At 44.1% G+C, this 18,744-nt stretch carries 13 protein-coding genes; 3 read left to right on the plus strand and 10 right to left on the minus strand.

The features are described 5' to 3' along the window. Positions 1–12 precede the first annotated feature (12 nt). From ELZ11_RS08915 to ELZ11_RS08940, 6 genes are all read right to left on the minus strand, one after another. Positions 13–720 carry a glycerophosphodiester phosphodiesterase family protein gene (locus tag ELZ11_RS08915; protein ID WP_137357059.1) on the minus strand — a complete coding sequence of 236 codons (708 nt, stop codon included), beginning with the start codon at positions 718–720 and terminating at the stop codon, positions 13–15. Between the two features lie 11 nt (positions 721–731). Next, positions 732–1,505, minus strand: a complete 774-nt coding sequence (locus ELZ11_RS08920; protein WP_137357060.1) for a DeoR/GlpR family DNA-binding transcription regulator — start codon at positions 1,503–1,505, stop codon at positions 732–734. Between the two features lie 11 nt (positions 1,506–1,516). Beyond that, complete coding sequence (gene ugpC, locus ELZ11_RS08925; protein ID WP_374939811.1) at positions 1,517–2,698, minus strand: sn-glycerol-3-phosphate ABC transporter ATP-binding protein UgpC; 1,182 nt, start codon at positions 2,696–2,698, stop codon at positions 1,517–1,519. A gap of 46 nt (positions 2,699–2,744) precedes the next feature. After that, positions 2,745–3,587, minus strand: coding sequence for a sn-glycerol-3-phosphate ABC transporter permease UgpE (gene ugpE, locus ELZ11_RS08930; RefSeq protein WP_137357062.1), 843 nt, complete (start codon positions 3,585–3,587; stop codon positions 2,745–2,747). A 34-nt stretch (positions 3,588–3,621) separates the two neighbouring features. Then, on the minus strand, positions 3,622–4,503 hold the full coding sequence (locus ELZ11_RS08935; protein ID WP_137357063.1) for an ABC transporter permease subunit: 882 nt from the start codon (positions 4,501–4,503) through the stop codon (positions 3,622–3,624). Positions 4,504–4,641: 138 nt separating this feature from the next. Next, positions 4,642–5,934 (minus strand): extracellular solute-binding protein, encoded by a 1,293-nt coding sequence (locus tag ELZ11_RS08940; RefSeq protein ID WP_137357064.1) that lies wholly within the window; start codon positions 5,932–5,934, stop codon positions 4,642–4,644. Positions 5,935–6,364: 430 nt separating this feature from the next. On the opposite strand from ELZ11_RS08940, the gene ELZ11_RS08945 reads away from it, so the two are divergent. Then, positions 6,365–7,318 carry a lactate/malate family dehydrogenase gene (locus ELZ11_RS08945; protein WP_137357507.1) on the plus strand — a complete coding sequence of 318 codons (954 nt, stop codon included), beginning with the start codon at positions 6,365–6,367 and terminating at the stop codon, positions 7,316–7,318. Positions 7,319–7,455: 137 nt separating this feature from the next. Here the strand turns inward: ELZ11_RS08945 and ELZ11_RS08950 are convergent, their stop codons facing one another. Continuing rightward, positions 7,456–9,024, minus strand: coding sequence for a response regulator (locus ELZ11_RS08950; RefSeq protein WP_137357065.1), 1,569 nt, complete (start codon positions 9,022–9,024; stop codon positions 7,456–7,458). A gap of 319 nt (positions 9,025–9,343) precedes the next feature. On the opposite strand from ELZ11_RS08950, the gene ELZ11_RS08955 reads away from it, so the two are divergent. Beyond that, positions 9,344–15,553 (plus strand): response regulator, encoded by a 6,210-nt coding sequence (locus tag ELZ11_RS08955; protein WP_167494654.1) that lies wholly within the window; start codon positions 9,344–9,346, stop codon positions 15,551–15,553. A 189-nt stretch (positions 15,554–15,742) separates the two neighbouring features. After that, entirely contained in the window at positions 15,743–16,534 is a 792-nt protein-coding gene (locus ELZ11_RS08960) for an MBL fold metallo-hydrolase (RefSeq protein ID WP_137357067.1), read from the plus strand. A gap of 100 nt (positions 16,535–16,634) precedes the next feature. Here the strand turns inward: ELZ11_RS08960 and ELZ11_RS08965 are convergent, their stop codons facing one another. From ELZ11_RS08965 to ELZ11_RS08975, 3 genes are all read right to left on the minus strand, one after another. Beyond that, complete coding sequence (locus ELZ11_RS08965) at positions 16,635–17,063, minus strand: ATP-dependent zinc protease family protein (protein WP_137357068.1); 429 nt, start codon at positions 17,061–17,063, stop codon at positions 16,635–16,637. A 40-nt stretch (positions 17,064–17,103) separates the two neighbouring features. Then, entirely contained in the window at positions 17,104–18,009 is a 906-nt protein-coding gene (gene rimK, locus ELZ11_RS08970) for a 30S ribosomal protein S6--L-glutamate ligase (RefSeq protein WP_137357069.1), read from the minus strand. A 274-nt stretch (positions 18,010–18,283) separates the two neighbouring features. Further along, complete coding sequence (locus ELZ11_RS08975; RefSeq protein ID WP_137357070.1) at positions 18,284–18,673, minus strand: VOC family protein; 390 nt, start codon at positions 18,671–18,673, stop codon at positions 18,284–18,286. Between the last annotated feature and the right edge of the window lie 71 nt (positions 18,674–18,744).

Here is an 18,744-nt window from a genome sequence, read left to right on the forward strand (position 1 = left end):
AATGTCGCAAATCTAACAAAAGCGACTAGGGTAGTCGGTGAACACTGCATTCACTTGATCAAGGTATTTAAATTGGTCGGGTTGATTGACCGTGTAGCACCAAGTTTGAAAGTTACTCTTAGCAAGCTTATCCAAATCGTTTTGACTTAAATGTGCATAATTTAAGTGGCAGCTGAATGCATTCACTTGCGTTAATAGTTGAAAGTCTTCCTCTGATAATTGCTCGCTGATCAAACCAATTCGATATTCAGGAAGCTTTGTCGCCAGCTGCTCGACTACTTGATGGCTGAAACTTGAAATCAGGATCTGATTTTGTTGAATAGGGGAGCGAGACAGCTCATCGCTGAGTAAGGTCACGACATGCGCAGCGTCATGACTATCAACTTTCACTTCAAGGTTAAGATTTAAATTTCTCTCCAGAGCAAGATCAAGTAGCTCTTGCAATGTGATGATCGGTTCACCGCTAAACTTGTCAGCCATCCAAGAACCAAAGTCCATTTGTTTAAGTTCGGCCAAGGTATGCTCATCAACACGCCCTTGGCCGTTACTGCACCTTTCTAAAGTATGGTCGTGACAGATGACGAGAACGTTATCTTTTGTAGGTTGAACATCGACTTCCACCCAATTTAAACCTAAAGAAACGGCGTGCTCGATACTGCTGCGGGTGTTTTCTGGGTGCGTACCTGCAACGCCACGATGACCCACAATAATTGGTGACATAGGCTTTCCTTCTAGAATAACTCTGGCTCAGCGACCACAAGTTCAATTTGGTTGTTCTGACACAATTGTTGAATATTATCCGTCGCTTCGTCTACAAACATTCTCTGCATTTCTGACAATTTCCCACTCACAACAGGTGCGTAGCGGCCTAACTTGGTTTTATCTGCGACTAACCAGCATTGTTGGCTTTGCTCAATGATCGCTCTGGTCAGATTGGCTTCTTCTGGTGTGAAGTCAAGAAGCTGACCATTGTCGTTTAGCCCACCGACGCCGAAGATGCCAATTTTGATATTAAATTGTCGATAAAAGGCTGTAGCCGATTCGCCAACCGTGTCTTCATCGGATGTACGGACTGCTCCACCGGCTAGGAATACCGAGATGTTTGGGTTACTGCTTAAGGTTAGCGCAGCGTTGATATTGTTGGTAACGACGGTGAGCCCTGGGTGATCCAGCAGCGCTTGCGCGACATGTTTAGGCGTCGTTCCAATACCTAAAAATATACTGCAACCTTCAGGTAGCGCCTGAACTACCTTATGCGCAATGCGCTGCTTAGCTGAAAGGTTCAGTAGTTCTCGATTGGTGAACGATAGATTATCGTTGGCACTGGGCAGAGAAATACCGCCGTGTACTCGCCTGACCAAGCCTTTATCGCTTAACTCATTCATATCTTTGCGTATGGTTTGTACAGAAACAGTAAAACGCTCAGACAATAGCGCGCTAGAAAGCACGCCATGCGACTGTTGCAAATAGGTCAGAATGTCTTTTTGTCGGGAAGATAAACTCACTGCAAAACCTACTATGCGAAAGCTGGTGAAAGCGTGTCAGCCTGAGATGACGACAGAGTTTCATTTGGTTTACTAGAAAACGCTTGATCGATGTTTGGGTACAGGCGCTTCCCGTGTTCGTCAAAAATGTGCAGATTATCTTTTGAGACAAAAAGCGATAAGTCGACCGATTCATCTAAGTACATTTCTGGTGTCACGGCAATGAACGAAAGTTGATCAACCTTGCCATGGACCAATTGATTCGGGCCAAGTGGCTCTACAACGCTAATTCCCAAGTTGATTTTTAATGCGCTAGGAATCGATTTAATGTCGGCGTGCTCTGGGCGAACCCCTAACGTGACTTTGGCATTTTTAATATGAGCGTAGTCTGCTAAGTACAGTTGTTGCCCGTTAATGGTGAGGTAGCCATCGGCCAGCTCAGCTGGAATAAAGTTCATAGCGGGGCTGCCGATAAAGCTTGCCACAAAGGTGCTTGCTGGCTGGTGGTACACTTCCGCTGGGGTTCCCACTTGCTCTATTTCCCCTTGGTTAAGCACCACAATGCGGTCGGCTAAAGTCATAGCCTCAACTTGATCGTGTGTCACGTAGACACTGGTCACGCCAAGCTCTCGTTGTAACTTTTTGATTTCCAGACGCATATGCGCGCGCAAAGCAGCATCAAGGTTAGAAAGTGGTTCATCGAAAAGGAACAGTTGTGGGTCTCTTACGATGGCGCGGCCCATCGCGACACGTTGACGTTGGCCGCCAGAAAGCTTGGCGGGTTTGCGATCCAGATACTCTTCGATTTTTAACGTTTTAGAGACTTTCATGATTTTTTTTCTAATGGTGTCTTTATCAACCCCTCGGTTTTTTAAGCCGTAAGCAAGGTTGTCATACACACTCATATGCGGATATAGCGCATAGTTTTGGAACACCATCGCAATATCGCGTAAAGCCGGTTTTTCAGTGTCCACTCGGCGGCCACCTAAATGAATTTCGCCACCTGTGATACTTTCAAGGCCCGCAATAGAACGTAAAATAGATGATTTACCGCAGCCAGAAGGGCCAACCAAAACCAGGAACTCACCTTGTTTGATGTCTAAGCTGACACCTTTCACAGCTTGGTGGCCGTTATCGTAGGTTTTAATCAGTTTTTTAATACCCAGCATGGTGTGATCCTTTACGTGACTATTGCGAATATTGTGTGTGTTCATGGCTTTAACTTTGGTTATGTCTGAGTTTATTTGATTGAAATTGCTATCACTTTTCACTTTCTACTAATCCTTTTACGAACCAACGCTGGAAGATCACTACAACCAAAATAGGCGGTAGCATCGCTAAAATGACCATGGCAAACACGTAGTCATAGCGAGGTAAGCTGGTCTCATTGATGTTGTTTAGTACTTGCTTTATGCCCATCACGATCGTGTTGTAACCTTCATCTGTGGTCATCATGATTGGCCATAAGTATTGGTTCCAACCCACCACAAACATGATGATGAAGATTGCAGCGATCATGGTTTTGGAAAGTGGCAGCAGAATGTCGACTAGAAAGCGAAACGGGCCTGCATTATCCAGTTGAGCGGCTTCTAATAGCTCGTCTGGAATGGTTTTGAAAAACTGTCGGAAGAAGAAAGTCGCCGTCGCAGAAGCGATAAGCGGCAAAATTAACCCTGTGTAGCTGTTAAGCATACCAAGGCCTGCAACCACCTCGTATGATGGGATGATTCGTACCTCTAATGGCAGTAGCAGTGTCACGAAGATTAGCCAGAACCACGCGGTGGCATAAGGTAACCGAAAGTACACCAAGGCAAATGCAGCCATCATAGAAATGATGATTTTGCCAATCGCAAAGCCTAACCCCATGATCATCGAGTTAATGATCATCGACTTAGCAGTAACATCGCCGCTGAAGCCTAAACTCTTGTTCCAGGCTTCGTCGTAAATCGCTTGGAAGTGATCCCCGGGTATCCATTGCAGCCCTTCACTGACGATCGTATTTGGGCTGTGTGTGGAACTGGCGAAGATCAACCAAATTGGAATGAGCATAAACAGCGCTCCTGTAATCAAAATCAGGTGATCGGTAATTTTGTTGCTTTTCATGTTTGAAATCCTTAATCGTGCTCATTACTAACGGCTAGTAGTGAACTCGCTTTTCAACGAATCGGAATTGAATAAAAGTCAGTGTGAGCACTAAGAGTAAAAGCACGACAGACTGAGCCGAGCTGCCTCCTAAATCGGCCCCGACAAACCCATCGCGATACACTTTGTAAACCAATGAGGTGGTGCTGCCTCCTGGGCCGCCGTTTGTCATGGTGTCGATAACGCCGAATGTTTCGAAGAAAGAGTAAGTAAGGTTAATGACCAATAGGAAAAATCCGGTTGGTGCGAGTAGTGGGAATGTGATGGTCCAAAAGCGTTTGGAATCACTGACACAATCAAGGGTTGCGGCTTCTTTCACGGCGTAGGAGATCGACTGTAGTCCCGCCAAGAAATAGATGAAATTGACCGATACTTGTTTCCACACTGATACCAGCACCAGCGCAAAGGTGGCGTCGACCGGATCGGTTTGGAAACTGAATTCCCAACCGATAATGGAAAACAGCTCAGTGAAAATACCAATATGTGGGTTGAACAAGAATCCGCCGATAACACCCGCAATTGCCGGAGCGACTGCGTAAACCCAAGTGAGAGTCACTTTGTATACCCCTTGGCCGTGAAGAATATTGTCGGCTTTAACCGCAAGCAATAACGCAAGGGCAAGGGATAAGAATGACACCACTACGGCGAACATTAACGTAAAGCCAATCGATTCAAGATATTCCGTCGATTCAAAAAGAATCTGGTAATTCTCGAACCAGACAAATATTGAAGAAGTGCCCCATGGGTCTTCAAGCATAAACGATAGGTAAACGGCTTTGGCCGCTGGGTAGACAAAGAAAATAGCGATAATCAGTATCTGTGGTGCCAAAAATAAATACGGCAAAGGAGAATGAAAAAACTGCTGACGACGTTCCACGAGATAATCCAAATAGTGAAAATGACGAATAAGACGATTCGGGGTACGCAGAAAAACACTGCTTCCCCCAACCGAGATGAAAGCCCCTCACTTGCATTTGGCCGTTTTTGGCTCACTTAAGTGAGGGGAAGCGTTTTACTAGTTCATAGTACGAGCGAATCGTTTCAGAAGTTTTCCACTTTCATTTTCTACTTTGTCTAGGCTGTTCTCTACGCTTGAACGACCGGCAAAAATATTGTCGAATTCACGGTGCATCACTTCGCGGATTTGTGGGTAGTAACCTAAGCGGTAGCCTTTCGTCCATTCACCCGATTGAAGGCTAAGTTGTTTTACCCCAACTTCGGCATCTGGTTGCTCTTTGTAGTAGCCAGATTGCTTTGCAAGATCGTAAGCTGCGTTAGTTACTGGTACATAGCCTGTGGTTTTGTGCCAGTACACTTGAGTTTCTGGTTTCGTTAGGTAGTCAAAGAAAGCCGCAACGCCTTGGTCTTGCGATTTTTCATGGCCATTAAGTGCAAACAAGGCGGCACCGCCAATGAAAGTTAGGCCTGCATTTGGATTAACTGATTCCCAGTATGGTAGGTAAGTCGTCCCTAGCTCGAAAGGTACGCGATTACGTAAGCCTCCAAATGAACCTGATGAGCCCATCCACATTGCGACTTCTTGGCGTTCGAATGGGGTTTGGTTCGCATCCCAATCACTGCCGTAATATTTGTAGTAACCTAAATCAGACCATTCTTTCATCTTGCTGACATGCATCATCATGTCTTTGGTGTTGAACATGATTTTTGTCGAAAGCCCATCGTAGCCATTGTTTTGATCGGCTACAGGTAAGTTATGGCGAGACTTGAAGTTTTCGAACATGATCCAAGGCGTTAAAGATTGCGAGAAAGTGACATAGCCTTTAGATTTCAATTTCTTAGCCGTTGCTTCGAGCTGTTCGTATGTTTTAGGTGCGTCGACACCCACTTCATTCAAAATATCTTTGTTGTAGTAGAGAACAGGCGTAGAGCTGTTGAAAGGCATACCGACCATTTTACCTTCGCTGTCGGCATAAAAATTACGAACACCAGCCAGGTAATCATTCGAATCGAAGTTGTAACCTGAATCAACAAGGATATCTTGAACCGGCTTAGCCACACCTTTCGCGTTCATAATCGTGGCTGCGCCCGCATCAAACACTTGAAGAATATTTGGCGCTTCTCCTGCACGGTAAGCCGCGATTCCAGCAGTCAGAGTCTCTGTGTAAGAACCTTTGTAGATAGGCGTGATTTTGTATTCGTCTTGAGAAGCATTGAAATCAGTTGCGATTTGATTAACGGTTTCGCCAAGCTGACCACCCATTGCGTGCCACCATGTTACTTCTGTTGCAGCTAAAGTTGGTACTGAAACGGTTGCAGAAAGTACGCCTGCTAGCCATAGCTTATTCATCATAGTTTCCTTTTGGATGAAGGTAGTTTTGGTTGTTTGCTTTACGTGAATCTAGGTCGATAGACCTTACGTTAACGAGCAATGCTTGCCGCGAGTTAGGTTTCGTTCGAGAGTTCGCATGTTTCGTTTGATGCTATCTTGGCGGAGATTTGTTTCAGACTAGTTGCTCTAAAATTTCAGATTGATGAAAGATTTATGGCGAGTGTTAACTATGTCACATCAATGTATTTCTAGTATGGAACAACTGTTGTGAATGTTTTTGAGGGGGGATAGGAGGTGTATTTATAGCGTAAAGTACAGTTGGTTTTTATTTAACTATCTGATTTTAAAGTAAATGAATTAATCCGATGATTGACTGTCAAAATGTTAGTAAATTCTGGACTGCTATAATCAGAACCATCAGCATCAAAATATGACTCTGGGGATGAATATGAAAATTGGTGTGGTCGGTGCGGGCGCTGTTGGGGTTGGGATCTGCAATTATCTTCTAATGATTGGCAGTGTCAGCGAGTTGGTACTCCTTGATCAAAATCTAGAACGTGCTGAAGGAGAAGTGTATGACTTTCGCCATACTGCCGCGTTAACTTTTTCTAAGAACACCCACATCGTACCAACGGATGACTACCTTGAATTGCAAGGTGCTGATATCGTCGTGATTACCGCTGGCGCTCAAATCAAGCAGGGACAAACGCGTTTAGACCTCGCAGAGATCAACGCCAAGATCGGTGTTGATATTGCACATCGTATCGAGCGAGTGGCTCCGAAAGCGGCCCTCATTGTGGTGAGCAACCCATGCGATATCGTTACTCACTTTATTACTGCCAATACTAGTTTTCCCTCGTCTAAAGTGATCAGCAGTGGCTGCGTGATTGATACGGCAAGGCTGATGTCGATTGTGGCGAATCGAGTGAACTTAGACCCGAAAAATGTATTTGGTTATGTGCTTGGTGAACATGGTAGTAACTGCTTCACACCGAAAAGCTTGATCAGTATTGCTGGCCAACCTGCCGATTATTATTGCGACACCAACCATTTTGATCGAATAGATGCTGATGAGCTTTTAGAATCAGTGAAGCTTGCAGGCTATGAAATCTTTAAGCGTAAACAAAATACCACCCATGGGATTGCTGCGAGCGTGTTTAGAATTATTCAGGCAATTAAGATTGATGAGCGTTCGGTTTTACCTATCGCAACCGTGTTAAATGGTGAATATGGCTTGGATAATGTCGTCCTCAGTTTACCGACGGTAGTGAGCAAGAAAGGCGCTGAATCAGTATTGATTCACCCCTTTACTGACGGTGAACTGGCAACATTGAACAGCATTGCTGCGAATGTGAAACAACAAGTAGAAGCGGTAGCGAAAATAACGGGCTTGAAGCGTTAGAAAATTGCCTGTTTGAGTGAAATAGAACCACGGTTAGCTGTCGTAAATGTATGACTAAACGTGGTCTTATTTTGAAGGAAATGGAGGCAGGGCAACGATGCATTAGTTTGCTATCGAGCGCTGGTTACCAATACCCATTACTTGTGCTGCTCGAACTCAATATAAATCGTGGTTCCTTCATCAGAGCAGGTTTTAAATGAAATGTTTCCCCCTTGTGCCTCTGCCGCTAATCGCGCCGAGTAAGTGCCAATGCCTGTCCCGCCTTTTTTTCCCGAAGTGACAAATTTTTCGAAAAACTTTTCTTGTATCGCGGGTGGTATCTCACCGTGGTTATGCACTGAGAAAATGATATTTTGTTTTTCGGCTTCTAACTGACTCGACACTTTTACGTTGCTTCCTGGAGGTGCGGCTTCAATCGCATTATTGATGAGGTTAGAAAACATAGTGTAACTGAGCAGTGAATCCCCTTGATATTGATGGGCAGCCGGCACGTTAAAGCGAATGAAAATATTGTTTTCTTCGCATTTGGACTTAAGCCCATTACATAGTTTTTTTATCAGTGAATTAGCATCAATGGTTTGAGGCTGAATTTGATAGTTCTTTTCCTCAAGCTCATTCAGTGATGATTGGCTAGACACCATTTTCTTGATCATCTCAGATGACTCTCTGATGAGGTCGATTTCATCAGAGCAATGTTTGGCTTTTTCTTCTAGTGACGGAAGCGAAGTCATGATTGCCGTTAATGGGTTATTGAGATCATGCTGTAGCATTCGGTCGGTTTCGTCTCGAATGCGTGTGTTTTCAATAAGCGTCTCTATTTGGGCGTTTAACGACTTCCGGTGATCGACGATCTTCATGTGGTTCTTCACCCGAGCGGCGACGATTTCTGGCGTCACAGGTTTGGTCACGTAATCGACTGCACCAAGCGCTAACCCTTTTAATACATCTTGAGTTTGCGATAACGCCGAGACAAAGATGATCGGAATGTGCTCGGTTAGCGGGTTCTTCTTGAGGGCTTCACATACCTCTAAGCCGCTCATTTCAGGCATCATAATGTCTAAAAGAATCAGATCGGGAGGGGTATCTTTGTCGCATATTTCTAGTGCTTTTTCACCGCTACGACAGGCTTTGATCTTATATTCACCTTTTAATAGCTCGCCAAGCACCATCAAGTTATTTGGTTCGTCGTCGACGATCAAAATATTGTTCTGAGCGGGTGGCTCTGCTGGCGCTTTATTCGCAGCAGTGGCTATCGGTGGATCGTTGATAATTTTAATCGGCTTCGATGGTGGTGCTTTAAATGCCTTATGGACGCGATCAATCAACATCGCTTTTGAGAAAGGCTTAACCATGTACTCGGTCACCCCATGCATAATGGCGGTGACCACATCATCTTGATCTGTGTTCCCTGTGACCATGATGAAAGGGATGTGGGCGGTTGTTTCGTTTTCTCTAATGTACTGGAGTAACTCAAAGCCATTCATGGTAGGCATATTCCAGTCCGAAATGACTAAGTCTATTTCGTATGTTTTGAGTTTAAGTAAAGCCTCTTTACCATCTTTGGCACGATGGATAGCCTTAAACTCTAAGGTTTCTAAGATGGAAGCCATGGTTCTGGTCATTGATTCAAAATCGTCAATAACAAGTACGCGCTTAGACTCGTAAGTTTTTTTAATGAAACGCTTGGTTGGAAGTATGTTCTGCATAGTTATAATTATTTTAGCATCCGTGTTAAAATTTTTAGAACGTCATACACTATAGTAAGTTAAGCTACTTATTCTGCTAGCGCAATAAAAAAGATTGCGTATAGATATCAATTGTTTTGTAACTATTACCTCACTCACAAAAACGCATTCTTATTCAAATCTATAACTCATTAATTCATTAGTTATACGTGAAACCTTCAAATCTTCTTAGATTGAAATACAATTAAATCATATATAGAACGATATATTATTTAGTGATAGTGTCATTATTCGCTTCTTATGGATGGGAATGCGGGTAATTGATAAGGAAGGGTTTTCTATGCAGCTAGTTATTAGAATCACATTCGTCATTATGTTGGTTTTCCAAATGTCTATACCACCTTCAATGGCGAATCCAACCAATGTTCTTAATCCAGATTCTCAGTCCGTTTTAAATAGCGAAACTCAACGTAACCCTAACTCAAACAACATTCTTGCCGCTTTTACCGATAAGGAGCAGCTGTGGATTCAGAGCCATCCACAAGTCACGTTAGCGGTAAATCCAGATCTTGCTCCGGTTGAATCCTTTGATCAAAATGGGAACTATGTGGGGTTGGTGGCCGATGTTATTGAACATATTTCCAAGGTGTCCAATTTAAGCTTTAAAGTTATTCGAACAGAGAGTTGGGACGAATCTGTCGCTTTATTGCAGGCCGGAGAAGTGAATATGTTGCCCTTAGCCTTTTCGGAAGGGCGAAATAGTAACCAAGCTTTATTTACTCGCAGTTATATGGATTATCCAAATGTAATCTTGGTTAATAATGATCAGAAAGAGGTGGCGACTTTAAATGATCTAAAAGGCAAAAAAGTCGTTGTTGTGAATGAATGGTCTTCTGAATATGAACTAAAAAACCATTACCCAACTATCGACACTTTACTTGAGCTGAACTCTAAAGACGCTTTAGACAAACTGTTGTTGGGGCAAGTTGATGCAATGGTGCACTACTTTCCTGCGGCATCTTATGAGCTATTAAAGCGTGGCATTGGTAGCGTTAGAGTCGCGGGAAGCGCTGGTGTAGCTAATGGTGTAATGGCAGTGCACAACACGCTTCCCTTACTTCATTCGATTGTTCAGAAGAGCTTAGATAGTCTTGATGAGAGCACACTGGATAAATTGGCTTCAAAGTGGCTAACAAACACTTCGACAACCTTAGAGCAAGACATTCCTTTTTCTGAACAAGAACGCCAATGGCTCAAAGATAACCCTGTTGTCGTCGCTGCCCATGCTTCAGATTGGAAGCCATTTAGTTATACGCAAGATGGCGAGTCACAAGGCTTTTCTGTCGAATACGCCAAGTTGCTTTTTAAGCGTATTGGCCATGAACTTGAGTTTGTATCAGGATCTTGGGACGAGATTTACAACAAAGCGTTGAACAATGAAGTTGATATGATTCTTAACCTAACGCGAACACCGGAACGCGAGAAGAATCATTTTTACTATACCCCCTCCTATGCACGTAATCCCAACGTTATTATCACCAGAAAATCGTCGAGCTATAAGAGTATCGATTCCTTACTTGGTAAAAAGGTGTCGTTTGTTGAAGACTCTTTTTTGCAAGACATATTAAGCCGTTACGAAGTGAATTTGTCCCCCCGAACGGACACCTTGCAAGCGCTAGAAGCTTTGCACCGAAAAGAAGTGGAAGCGGTATTCGCCCCAGCCGTTGTTGCTCGACATCTCATGCTAGAAAACGCTCTGTTCGATTTAGAAATAACCAGTGAATTCGTTGAAGCAAATAGTGAGCTCGACAAGATAAACATTGGCGTCCCTCAAGCAAAACCATTGTTTCATTCCATTTTAGTTAAGGCCATGAAGTACATCGACATGAGTAAAGTGGACGATCTTCGCCAGAATATTTTGGAAGTGGAAAGTACCCAAAACTTGTTTCTTAGCGAGCAAGAAATAGAGTCGGTGATGGAACGAACTAAGCTGTCTGTGTTGGTCGTCGACGATAATGGTGATTTTGGCTCCCCTCAAGGTAAGCTAAGTATTCCAAGTGATTTGTTGAATGCGGTAGGTAACAAAGTAGGAGTTGAGTTCGATTATCAAAGGAATCAAGGCTCAGAAAATAGGATTGAGTCGCTAACCAATCGCGAGCCAGAAGTGGTCATCGGCAATCAGGATTTGTTAATTGATAACCGAACTTACACCAACAAGAAGCCTCTGTATTCTTCTTATTATTCTGTCGCTATGCCAAACAGCGCTGGCCCAATTACATCGATTAGTGAATTAACACCTGAGAGTGTCATTGGTGTGGTGGGTTCTAATCTCTATATCGAGGAGCTCAACGCGACGTATCCAGATGTCTATTTTGCCAAAGTGTTAGATGAAAAAGCCGGGCTACAAGAATTGAAGCGAGGTGCGTTTGATGGGCTGATTGGCGATGGTATGAACCTCGAACATCACATCCATAGAAATGAATGGCTAGACATAGATATCGCTCTGGTGACCAATAAGAAGATTCAGTACCTAGTCGCGTTCAGCAATCAAGTGGATAAGAGCTTGATATCTGCGCTCGATAAAGCCAAAAAACGGCTAACTCTGGATGACTATTCAGCTATTTACACCGCAAATGATACTTGGCCTGTGACGCCGAATGAGGGGCGTCTCAAGCATCAAGAGATGTATTCTGAGTCTCCGATAGATAGCGAGTTAGTGATGAAAGTGGTCATCGGGATCACTGTGGTGTTTTTGGTCTTATTGTTTGCATCTCTTTTGCTCAGTAAATACTTGTCTAAGAGCGCCATTAGTAGCCTGTCACCTAAAAAGCTGATGTGGGTCGCGAGCATGTTTATCGCTGGTGTATTGTCGGTTGTTTCAATCGCGGCTTACGTAGTGATTGGAAAAGTAGAACAACAGACAAGACACAATGTGCAAATCTCTCTGTCAGGCATTACTGAAGCTCTGAACACCAGTATTGATATTTGGATCGACAACAAGAAATCTTATGTAAATACCTTAGCTCAAGACCCTTTGTTGCTGCCGATGGTTGAAAGGTTGCTTGAGGTAAAAGAAACGAAAGAAGAAATTAAATTCTCCACTGAATTGATCGACCTTCGCGCCTACTTTACTGCTCATCAAACCATGCACGATGAACAAGGCTTCTTCATTATCTCCAAAAATAGAATCAATATTGCGTCGATGCGCGACAGTAACTTAGTGCAGGTGAATGTCATTCAGCAGCAAAGGCCGGAGCTGCTTGATAGGGTGTTTTTGGGGGAGACGGTACTGGTTACTCCTATTGCTTCCGATATTGGGCGCAAGGGCAAAGACATTGATGCCACGATGTTTTTTGCTGCGCCCATTTATAATGAATCTCGTGAAGTGATAGCGGCAATGACGGTTCGCTACGACCCTACCTATGAGTTTAATCAGCTGTTTTCTTCGGGGCGAGTTGGGCATACCGGCGAGTCTTATGCATTCGACAGTAAAGGGTATTTTCTTTCTCAGAGCCGATTTGAGGATGAGTTAAAAGCAGCGAAGTTATTAGAACAAGAATCTAACTCAATATTAAATTTACGGATGGTCAAACCGACGGCCGAACTTGGCGGTGAGGTGAGTAATTATCTGTTCGAAGACGACAGCTTCACGAAAGCTTATTTTGGCGCGCTACGAGATACCAAAGGCAGCAGCGGCGAAGGTTATATCGATTACCGAGGCTACTCAGTGCTAGGCAGCTGGGCATGGCGGGAGGATGATCAATTTGGCTTCGTGACTGAAATTGATGAAGAAGAGGCGATGACGAGCTACATTTCAACTCGTAACCTGATTGTTTCTTTGCTGTCATTTACTGTGCTGCTTACCATCGGTCTAACGGGTTTAATTCTATGGTTGGGGCGCAAGACTCAAGCGATACTCATGGCGTCAAATGAAGAGTTAGAACGAAGCGTAAGGGAACGAACGCTAAGCCTGACCAGTATTATTGAAACAGCCATTGATGGAATTATTGTTATTAACCACCAAGGTGAGATTGTCGAGTTTAGTCCAGCGGCTGAGAAAATATTTGGCTATCAGAAAGGTGAGGTGGTTGGCACCGATATTAGGCTCTTACTAGAGTCGGTCGATGGAAGTGAGCTGCCAGACGAGCCTAGTGTCTGTAAAGAAATGGAATATCTAGCAAGGCACAAAAATGGTGGTTTAATTGCGATAGAGATTTCTGCGGCGGAAGCACATATCGGTCGTGAGCTGCTGTTCACGTGCATGGTGAGGGATATTACGCAGCGCAAAGCGATTCAAAATGACTTAGAACGAGCGAAGAACGAAGCTGAAGAAGCGACCAAATATAAAAGCGACTTCTTAGCCAATATGAGCCACGAAATCCGTACTCCAATGAACGCGATAATTGGTATGAGTTATTTAGTTCAGCAGACCGAGTTAACTCGTAAGCAGAGTGATTATGTGAGTAAAATCTTAGTGGCGTCTAAATCATTACTTGGATTGATTAACGATATTCTTGATTTCTCGAAGATCGAAGCAGGCAAACTGGACATTGAGTCGGTGCCTTTTTCTTTAGATAGCGTGATGGATAACCTATCGGATATTGTGACGGTGAAATCTCAAGAAAAGAACCTAGAGTTTCTGATTTCGATGGACCCGACGATTCCCGCCAGCTTAATCGGAGATCCGCTGCGTATCAGTCAAATTTTGCTTAACTTAGCTAATAATGCAGTGAAGTTTACGCATTACGGTGAGATCGTCGTGAAAGTTGAAGTTATCTCTCAATCCGATTCAAATGTGAAGCTTCTGTTCTGTGTACAAGACTCCGGCATAGGCATGACAGAGAAACAAATGACGCGCTTATTCCAAGCTTTCTCACAGGCGGACAGCTCGACAACCAGTCGCTATGGGGGCACTGGCTTAGGGCTGACAATTTCAAAGAATCTAGTTGAGCTAATGGATGGTAGGATCGGCTGCGACAGCACGTCAGGCGTAGGCAGCGTGTTCTACTTCGAAGTCGAACTAGGCATTGATCACGCAGTAGCAGTCAAAGCGCCACGTTTATCTAAAGATTACTCATCAATGAAAACTCTGATCGTTGATGATAGTGAAGAATCCCGTGACATCTTGATAAACCTCACCCGCCATTTGGGGCTTTCTGCTGATGCCGTGGATACGGGCATGATGGCACTTATCCAATTATCTGAAGCGGACAATCGCGGTGAACCTTACGATCTAGTATTAGTCGATTATAAAATGCCCAACATGAATGGGTTAGATACGGTTGAATCGCTACGTAAGCTTAACCTGTCAGTTGAGCCAAAGGTGGTGATGGTCACGGCTTATGGGCAAGAAGAGCTTCGAAAAAACGCGAAAAACATCGAACTCGATGGCTTTTTAGTTAAACCCGTCTCTTCATCAGTATTGTTTGATGCAATTTCTAATGCGTTTGATAGTAACGCAAGGCCAGAAACGATCAGCCAGTCTGCTCAGCCATTTAGTGTTGCGCTTGAAAAAGGAGTGCAAGACGCGGAAGTGTTACTGGTGGAAGATAATGAGGTAAACCAGCAAGTGGCCATTGAGCTTCTGAGTTTAGCTCAGGTTCGAGTGACGGTAGCCAATAATGGGCTAGAAGCCGTAGAGCGTGTTCAACAGCAAGAATTTGACTTGGTGCTTATGGATATTCAGATGCCAGAAATGGATGGCTATCTGGCCACTGAAATTATTCGTACTGAACTGAATATGACGGCTCTGCCTATTGTGGCGATGACGGCTAATGCAATGGCAAGTGACAAAGAGAAATGTTTGCAGGTTGGCATGAACGACCATGTTGCTAAACCTATTGATCCGAGCGCTTTGTTTTCCGTTCTGAATCAATGGATCGAACACAAAGCTCGGCCTATAGCATTGCCTGTTATGAGCGATCCTAACACTGTTCTTCCTGAGTTAGCGGGATTTGATGTGCAGGAGGCGGTGGCTCGGCTTGGCGGGCGAGTTCAATCTTATAATCGAGCTTTAAGTATGGTCGGGGATTCGCTACTTGAATCGCTGACTACCATCCAAAACGCTTTAGAGTCCAATGAGACAGAGCGCGCCATTCTCGCTTCTCATACCATTAAAGGTGTCTCTGGCAACATAGGCTGTCGAGAGCTCGCTGAAACGAGCGGGAATCTAGAGCGCTTTTTAAGAACGGAATCAATCAGAGAAACCGACACTTCTGAAGTCAGTACGTTAGTCGAGAAAGTGGAAGTTTCAGCACAGCAAGCGTTAAAGGTGATCAGCCAGTACTTGCAGACGCTGAGCCCTGAGAAGCCAGCAGCATCATTCGATTTGGACAAAGTTCAAGCGTTGATCATGCAGCTTGCGGCTGAAATAGAGGAATACGATACAAGTGCGGCCGATACTTGTGAATCGCTACTGGTGTATTTGAATGAACCTGACTTGCTGCCACTTGGTCAGCAGCTTGCGCGGTATGTATCGGGGTATGAGTTTGATGAAGCCTTAGAGCACTTACAGTTGATCGCACAGCAGGTCGAACTACGAGTATCTTGACGTTTAAATGAGTGGTGTAGAACACAAGGCGAGCCAATTGGTTCGCCTTTTTGTTATCTCTATCAATTTGCTCAATCACAATTGTTAACAAAATGATCGAAATAGGAAATTGTTTGCTATGGTATAGGTCTGACCAGTTACTGTTAGAGTAACCATTTGTACTGAATAACGGCTAAACAAGGATGAGTTTTGCAACTGCATACCATTAAAGGTTATATCCAAGATATGTACTTGGTGGAGTACCCCGATAAGCTATTGCTGCTGGATGGTGCGTCTCGTGCGGATATACCTCACTTAAAATCATTCATAGAAACCGACCTAGAGCGTAAGTTTAACGATTTGCACACAGTGGTGGTGACTCACATGCACCCAGACCACGCAGGAGCGGCGCATAAACTCAGAGCTTTGACCAATTGCAAACTGGTGGCCGCAGATCGAGCTCGTGATTGGTATCATGGCTGGGATGGTATTTTGATGCACCTAACTGATTTAGCGCTGGCGAGATGGATGGCAAATAGGCTAGGTAGGCCAAAAGCGAATTTGTGGTATTCAAGAAAGTTAAAGCCGGACTATAAGCTCTCTGATGGCGATACGATTCCTGATTTTGATGACTGGGTAGTACTCGAAACACCGGGCCATACTGACCGTGATTTATCGGTATATTGCCCCTCGCATAGCTTGGCGTATGTCGCGGATCTAATGGTGGAGGTAAAGCAGAAGCTGATCCCTCCGTTTCCTATTTTTCATCCAAACCAGTATCGAAAGTCAGTCGAGCGCATTTATCGGATGGAACTGGAAACGCTATTGGCTGCTCACGGTGGGCAAGTCGATTTTACGGAACAAGCTTTCGAACATTTACTAGAAAGCGCACCGCGCAGGCCTATTACTCATTGGCGAGTCACGAAAATTAAGCTGAAAAGCCTAGTTAGATCGATATGGCGCTTCGGATTACAGTCAAATAAATCCAAAAGCAAAAAATAGTACGGCCAATCGAACGACTGGCCGTGGAGTTTACTTTATGTGCCCTTTCTCTTCCCCTTACTTGCTAAGAGCTAAGAGCTAAGAGCTAAGAGCTAACCATTTAGTGAGTCTGCAAAAAAGACTCACTAGGGTCGACAATCACGCGATCACTCATCCCTTGCCGACCAAGTAACATCATGTAAGTCATATCTTGTCGGTTACTCAGAGTAATATCGATCATCCATTGTTTGTCGCCTAGCTTTAGCAAGGTTTCAATCACGCAGCGATGTTCTACTTCTCCATTCGAAGATTTAATCTTCCGGCATGCCTTTAGCTTGGCTTGGCTACGGACGGTATGTTCGAGATCGTAGGCGTCTGGGTGCAAATCGAACTCGACGTATTTTTCCCCGCCTTTCTTAAAGCAAATCAGGTTATCGACGTGCAGCGAAGACGTTTTCGCTCCAGTATCGACACGGGTTTGTAGCTGAGTAATCCCTAACTCTGGTAAGCACACGGCTTCCGTATTTCCAATGATCATTTTTGAATTCATGTTCATTTCCAATCAAATTCTATGACGAACTTTCGAGCCGTTAACCTTTGCCACGAGTGCGGTTAGCGTATGGCTTTGCGTTTTTCTCGATAAATTCGAAAATCATGTCTGCAACGTCTTTTCCGGTTGCCTTTTCAATGCCTTCTAAGCCTGGAGATGAATTCACTTCCATGACTACAGGGCCATTCTTAGATTGTAGAATATCTACGCCACAAAGATTCAAGCCCATGATTTTGGCTGCATTAATTGCTGTGGCGCGTTCCTCTTTGCTAAGTTTCACTAATTGCGCTGTGCCGCCTCGGTGTAAGTTTGAACGAAATTCACCTTCGCCCGCTTGGCGTTTCATTGCGGCAATGACTTTGTTACCCACTACGAAGCAACGAATATCGGCACCTTTGGCTTCTTCAATAAATTCTTGCACCAGAATATTTGCTTTTAAACCCATGAAAGCTTCAATCACGCTCTCTGCCGCTTTGTTGGTTTCAGCTAGCACAACGCCAATGCCTTGAGTGCCTTCTAGTAATTTGATCACTAAAGGTGCGCCGCCAACGTTCTTGATGAGATCTTGGATCTTATCTGGTCGGCTAGCAAAGCCTGTTTTTGGCAAACCAACGCCTTTACGAGATAACAATTGCAACGAACGCAATTTATCGCGTGAGCGGCTAATCGCGACGGACTCGTTAACACAGAAGGTGCCCATCATTTCAAACTGGCGAACCACTGCGGTTCCGTAGAAGGTAATGGAAGCGCCAATACGTGGGATCACAGCATCGTATTGAGGTAGCTCTGCACCCATGTAGCGAATCTTCGGATTGTTACTCGTAATGTCTATATCGCAATGCAGCGTATCGATGACATCGACTTGGTGCCCACGAGCTTCTCCAGCCTGCTTTAAACGAAGGGTAGAGTATAGATTTTCGTTACGAGAAAGAATTGCGATACGCATGGCGTTTCCTTAGTAAATACCGATGTGGTAACTGCGAATAAAATAGTTCTTTTACAAGCCAATCAAGGAGCTGATAAAGCGATTGGCTTGCTTCGGAGCGAACCTTAAGGTTTTTCTATTCGAGAAGAAAACGAATTAAATTTGTCGCGTCGACAACAAAAATTTATTGATGGATTGAGTTATTGGTACCAAAGGCTTATCAGGGAAAAAGGACAAGATTTATGAGCTAGTCTTGGAGAAGTTAATGATTTATCTAGGCTTCACTTGGGTTGAGTTAGCCCGTGATCTCTATGCGGTTACCTTCTGGGTCAAGAATCACGCTTTCGTAATAACCATCGCCGGTTCTTCTTGGGCCGTCTAAGACCTCATAACCTTGTAATAGAAGTTCATTGGTCAGTTCGTCGACTTTGTGCTGGCTACCCACATCAAATGCAAAGTGAATTAAGCCTTGAAATTGTGCGTACAAGTCATCCTTTGATTGAGGAATGGTGTCCATCTGCATTAACTCGAGGCGAGCGCCGGACTCAAAGCTTAAAAAATAGGAGCTGAATCCTTTGGCTGAATTCACGTATTTTGGGTTTGCTTGAGCGTTAAAGTACTTCTGGTAGAAGCTTTTCATTAACTCTAAGTTTTGTGTCCAAATCGCAATATGTTCAATTCTCACGGGGAGGATCCTTAATTTAGGGACGAAATAGAAAGGAAGTGGGTCGATAACAAATTTCGTACTTGGGGGTA

The organism is Vibrio profundi, assembly GCF_005281835.1.
Lineage (GTDB): Bacteria > Pseudomonadota > Gammaproteobacteria > Enterobacterales > Vibrionaceae > Vibrio > Vibrio profundi.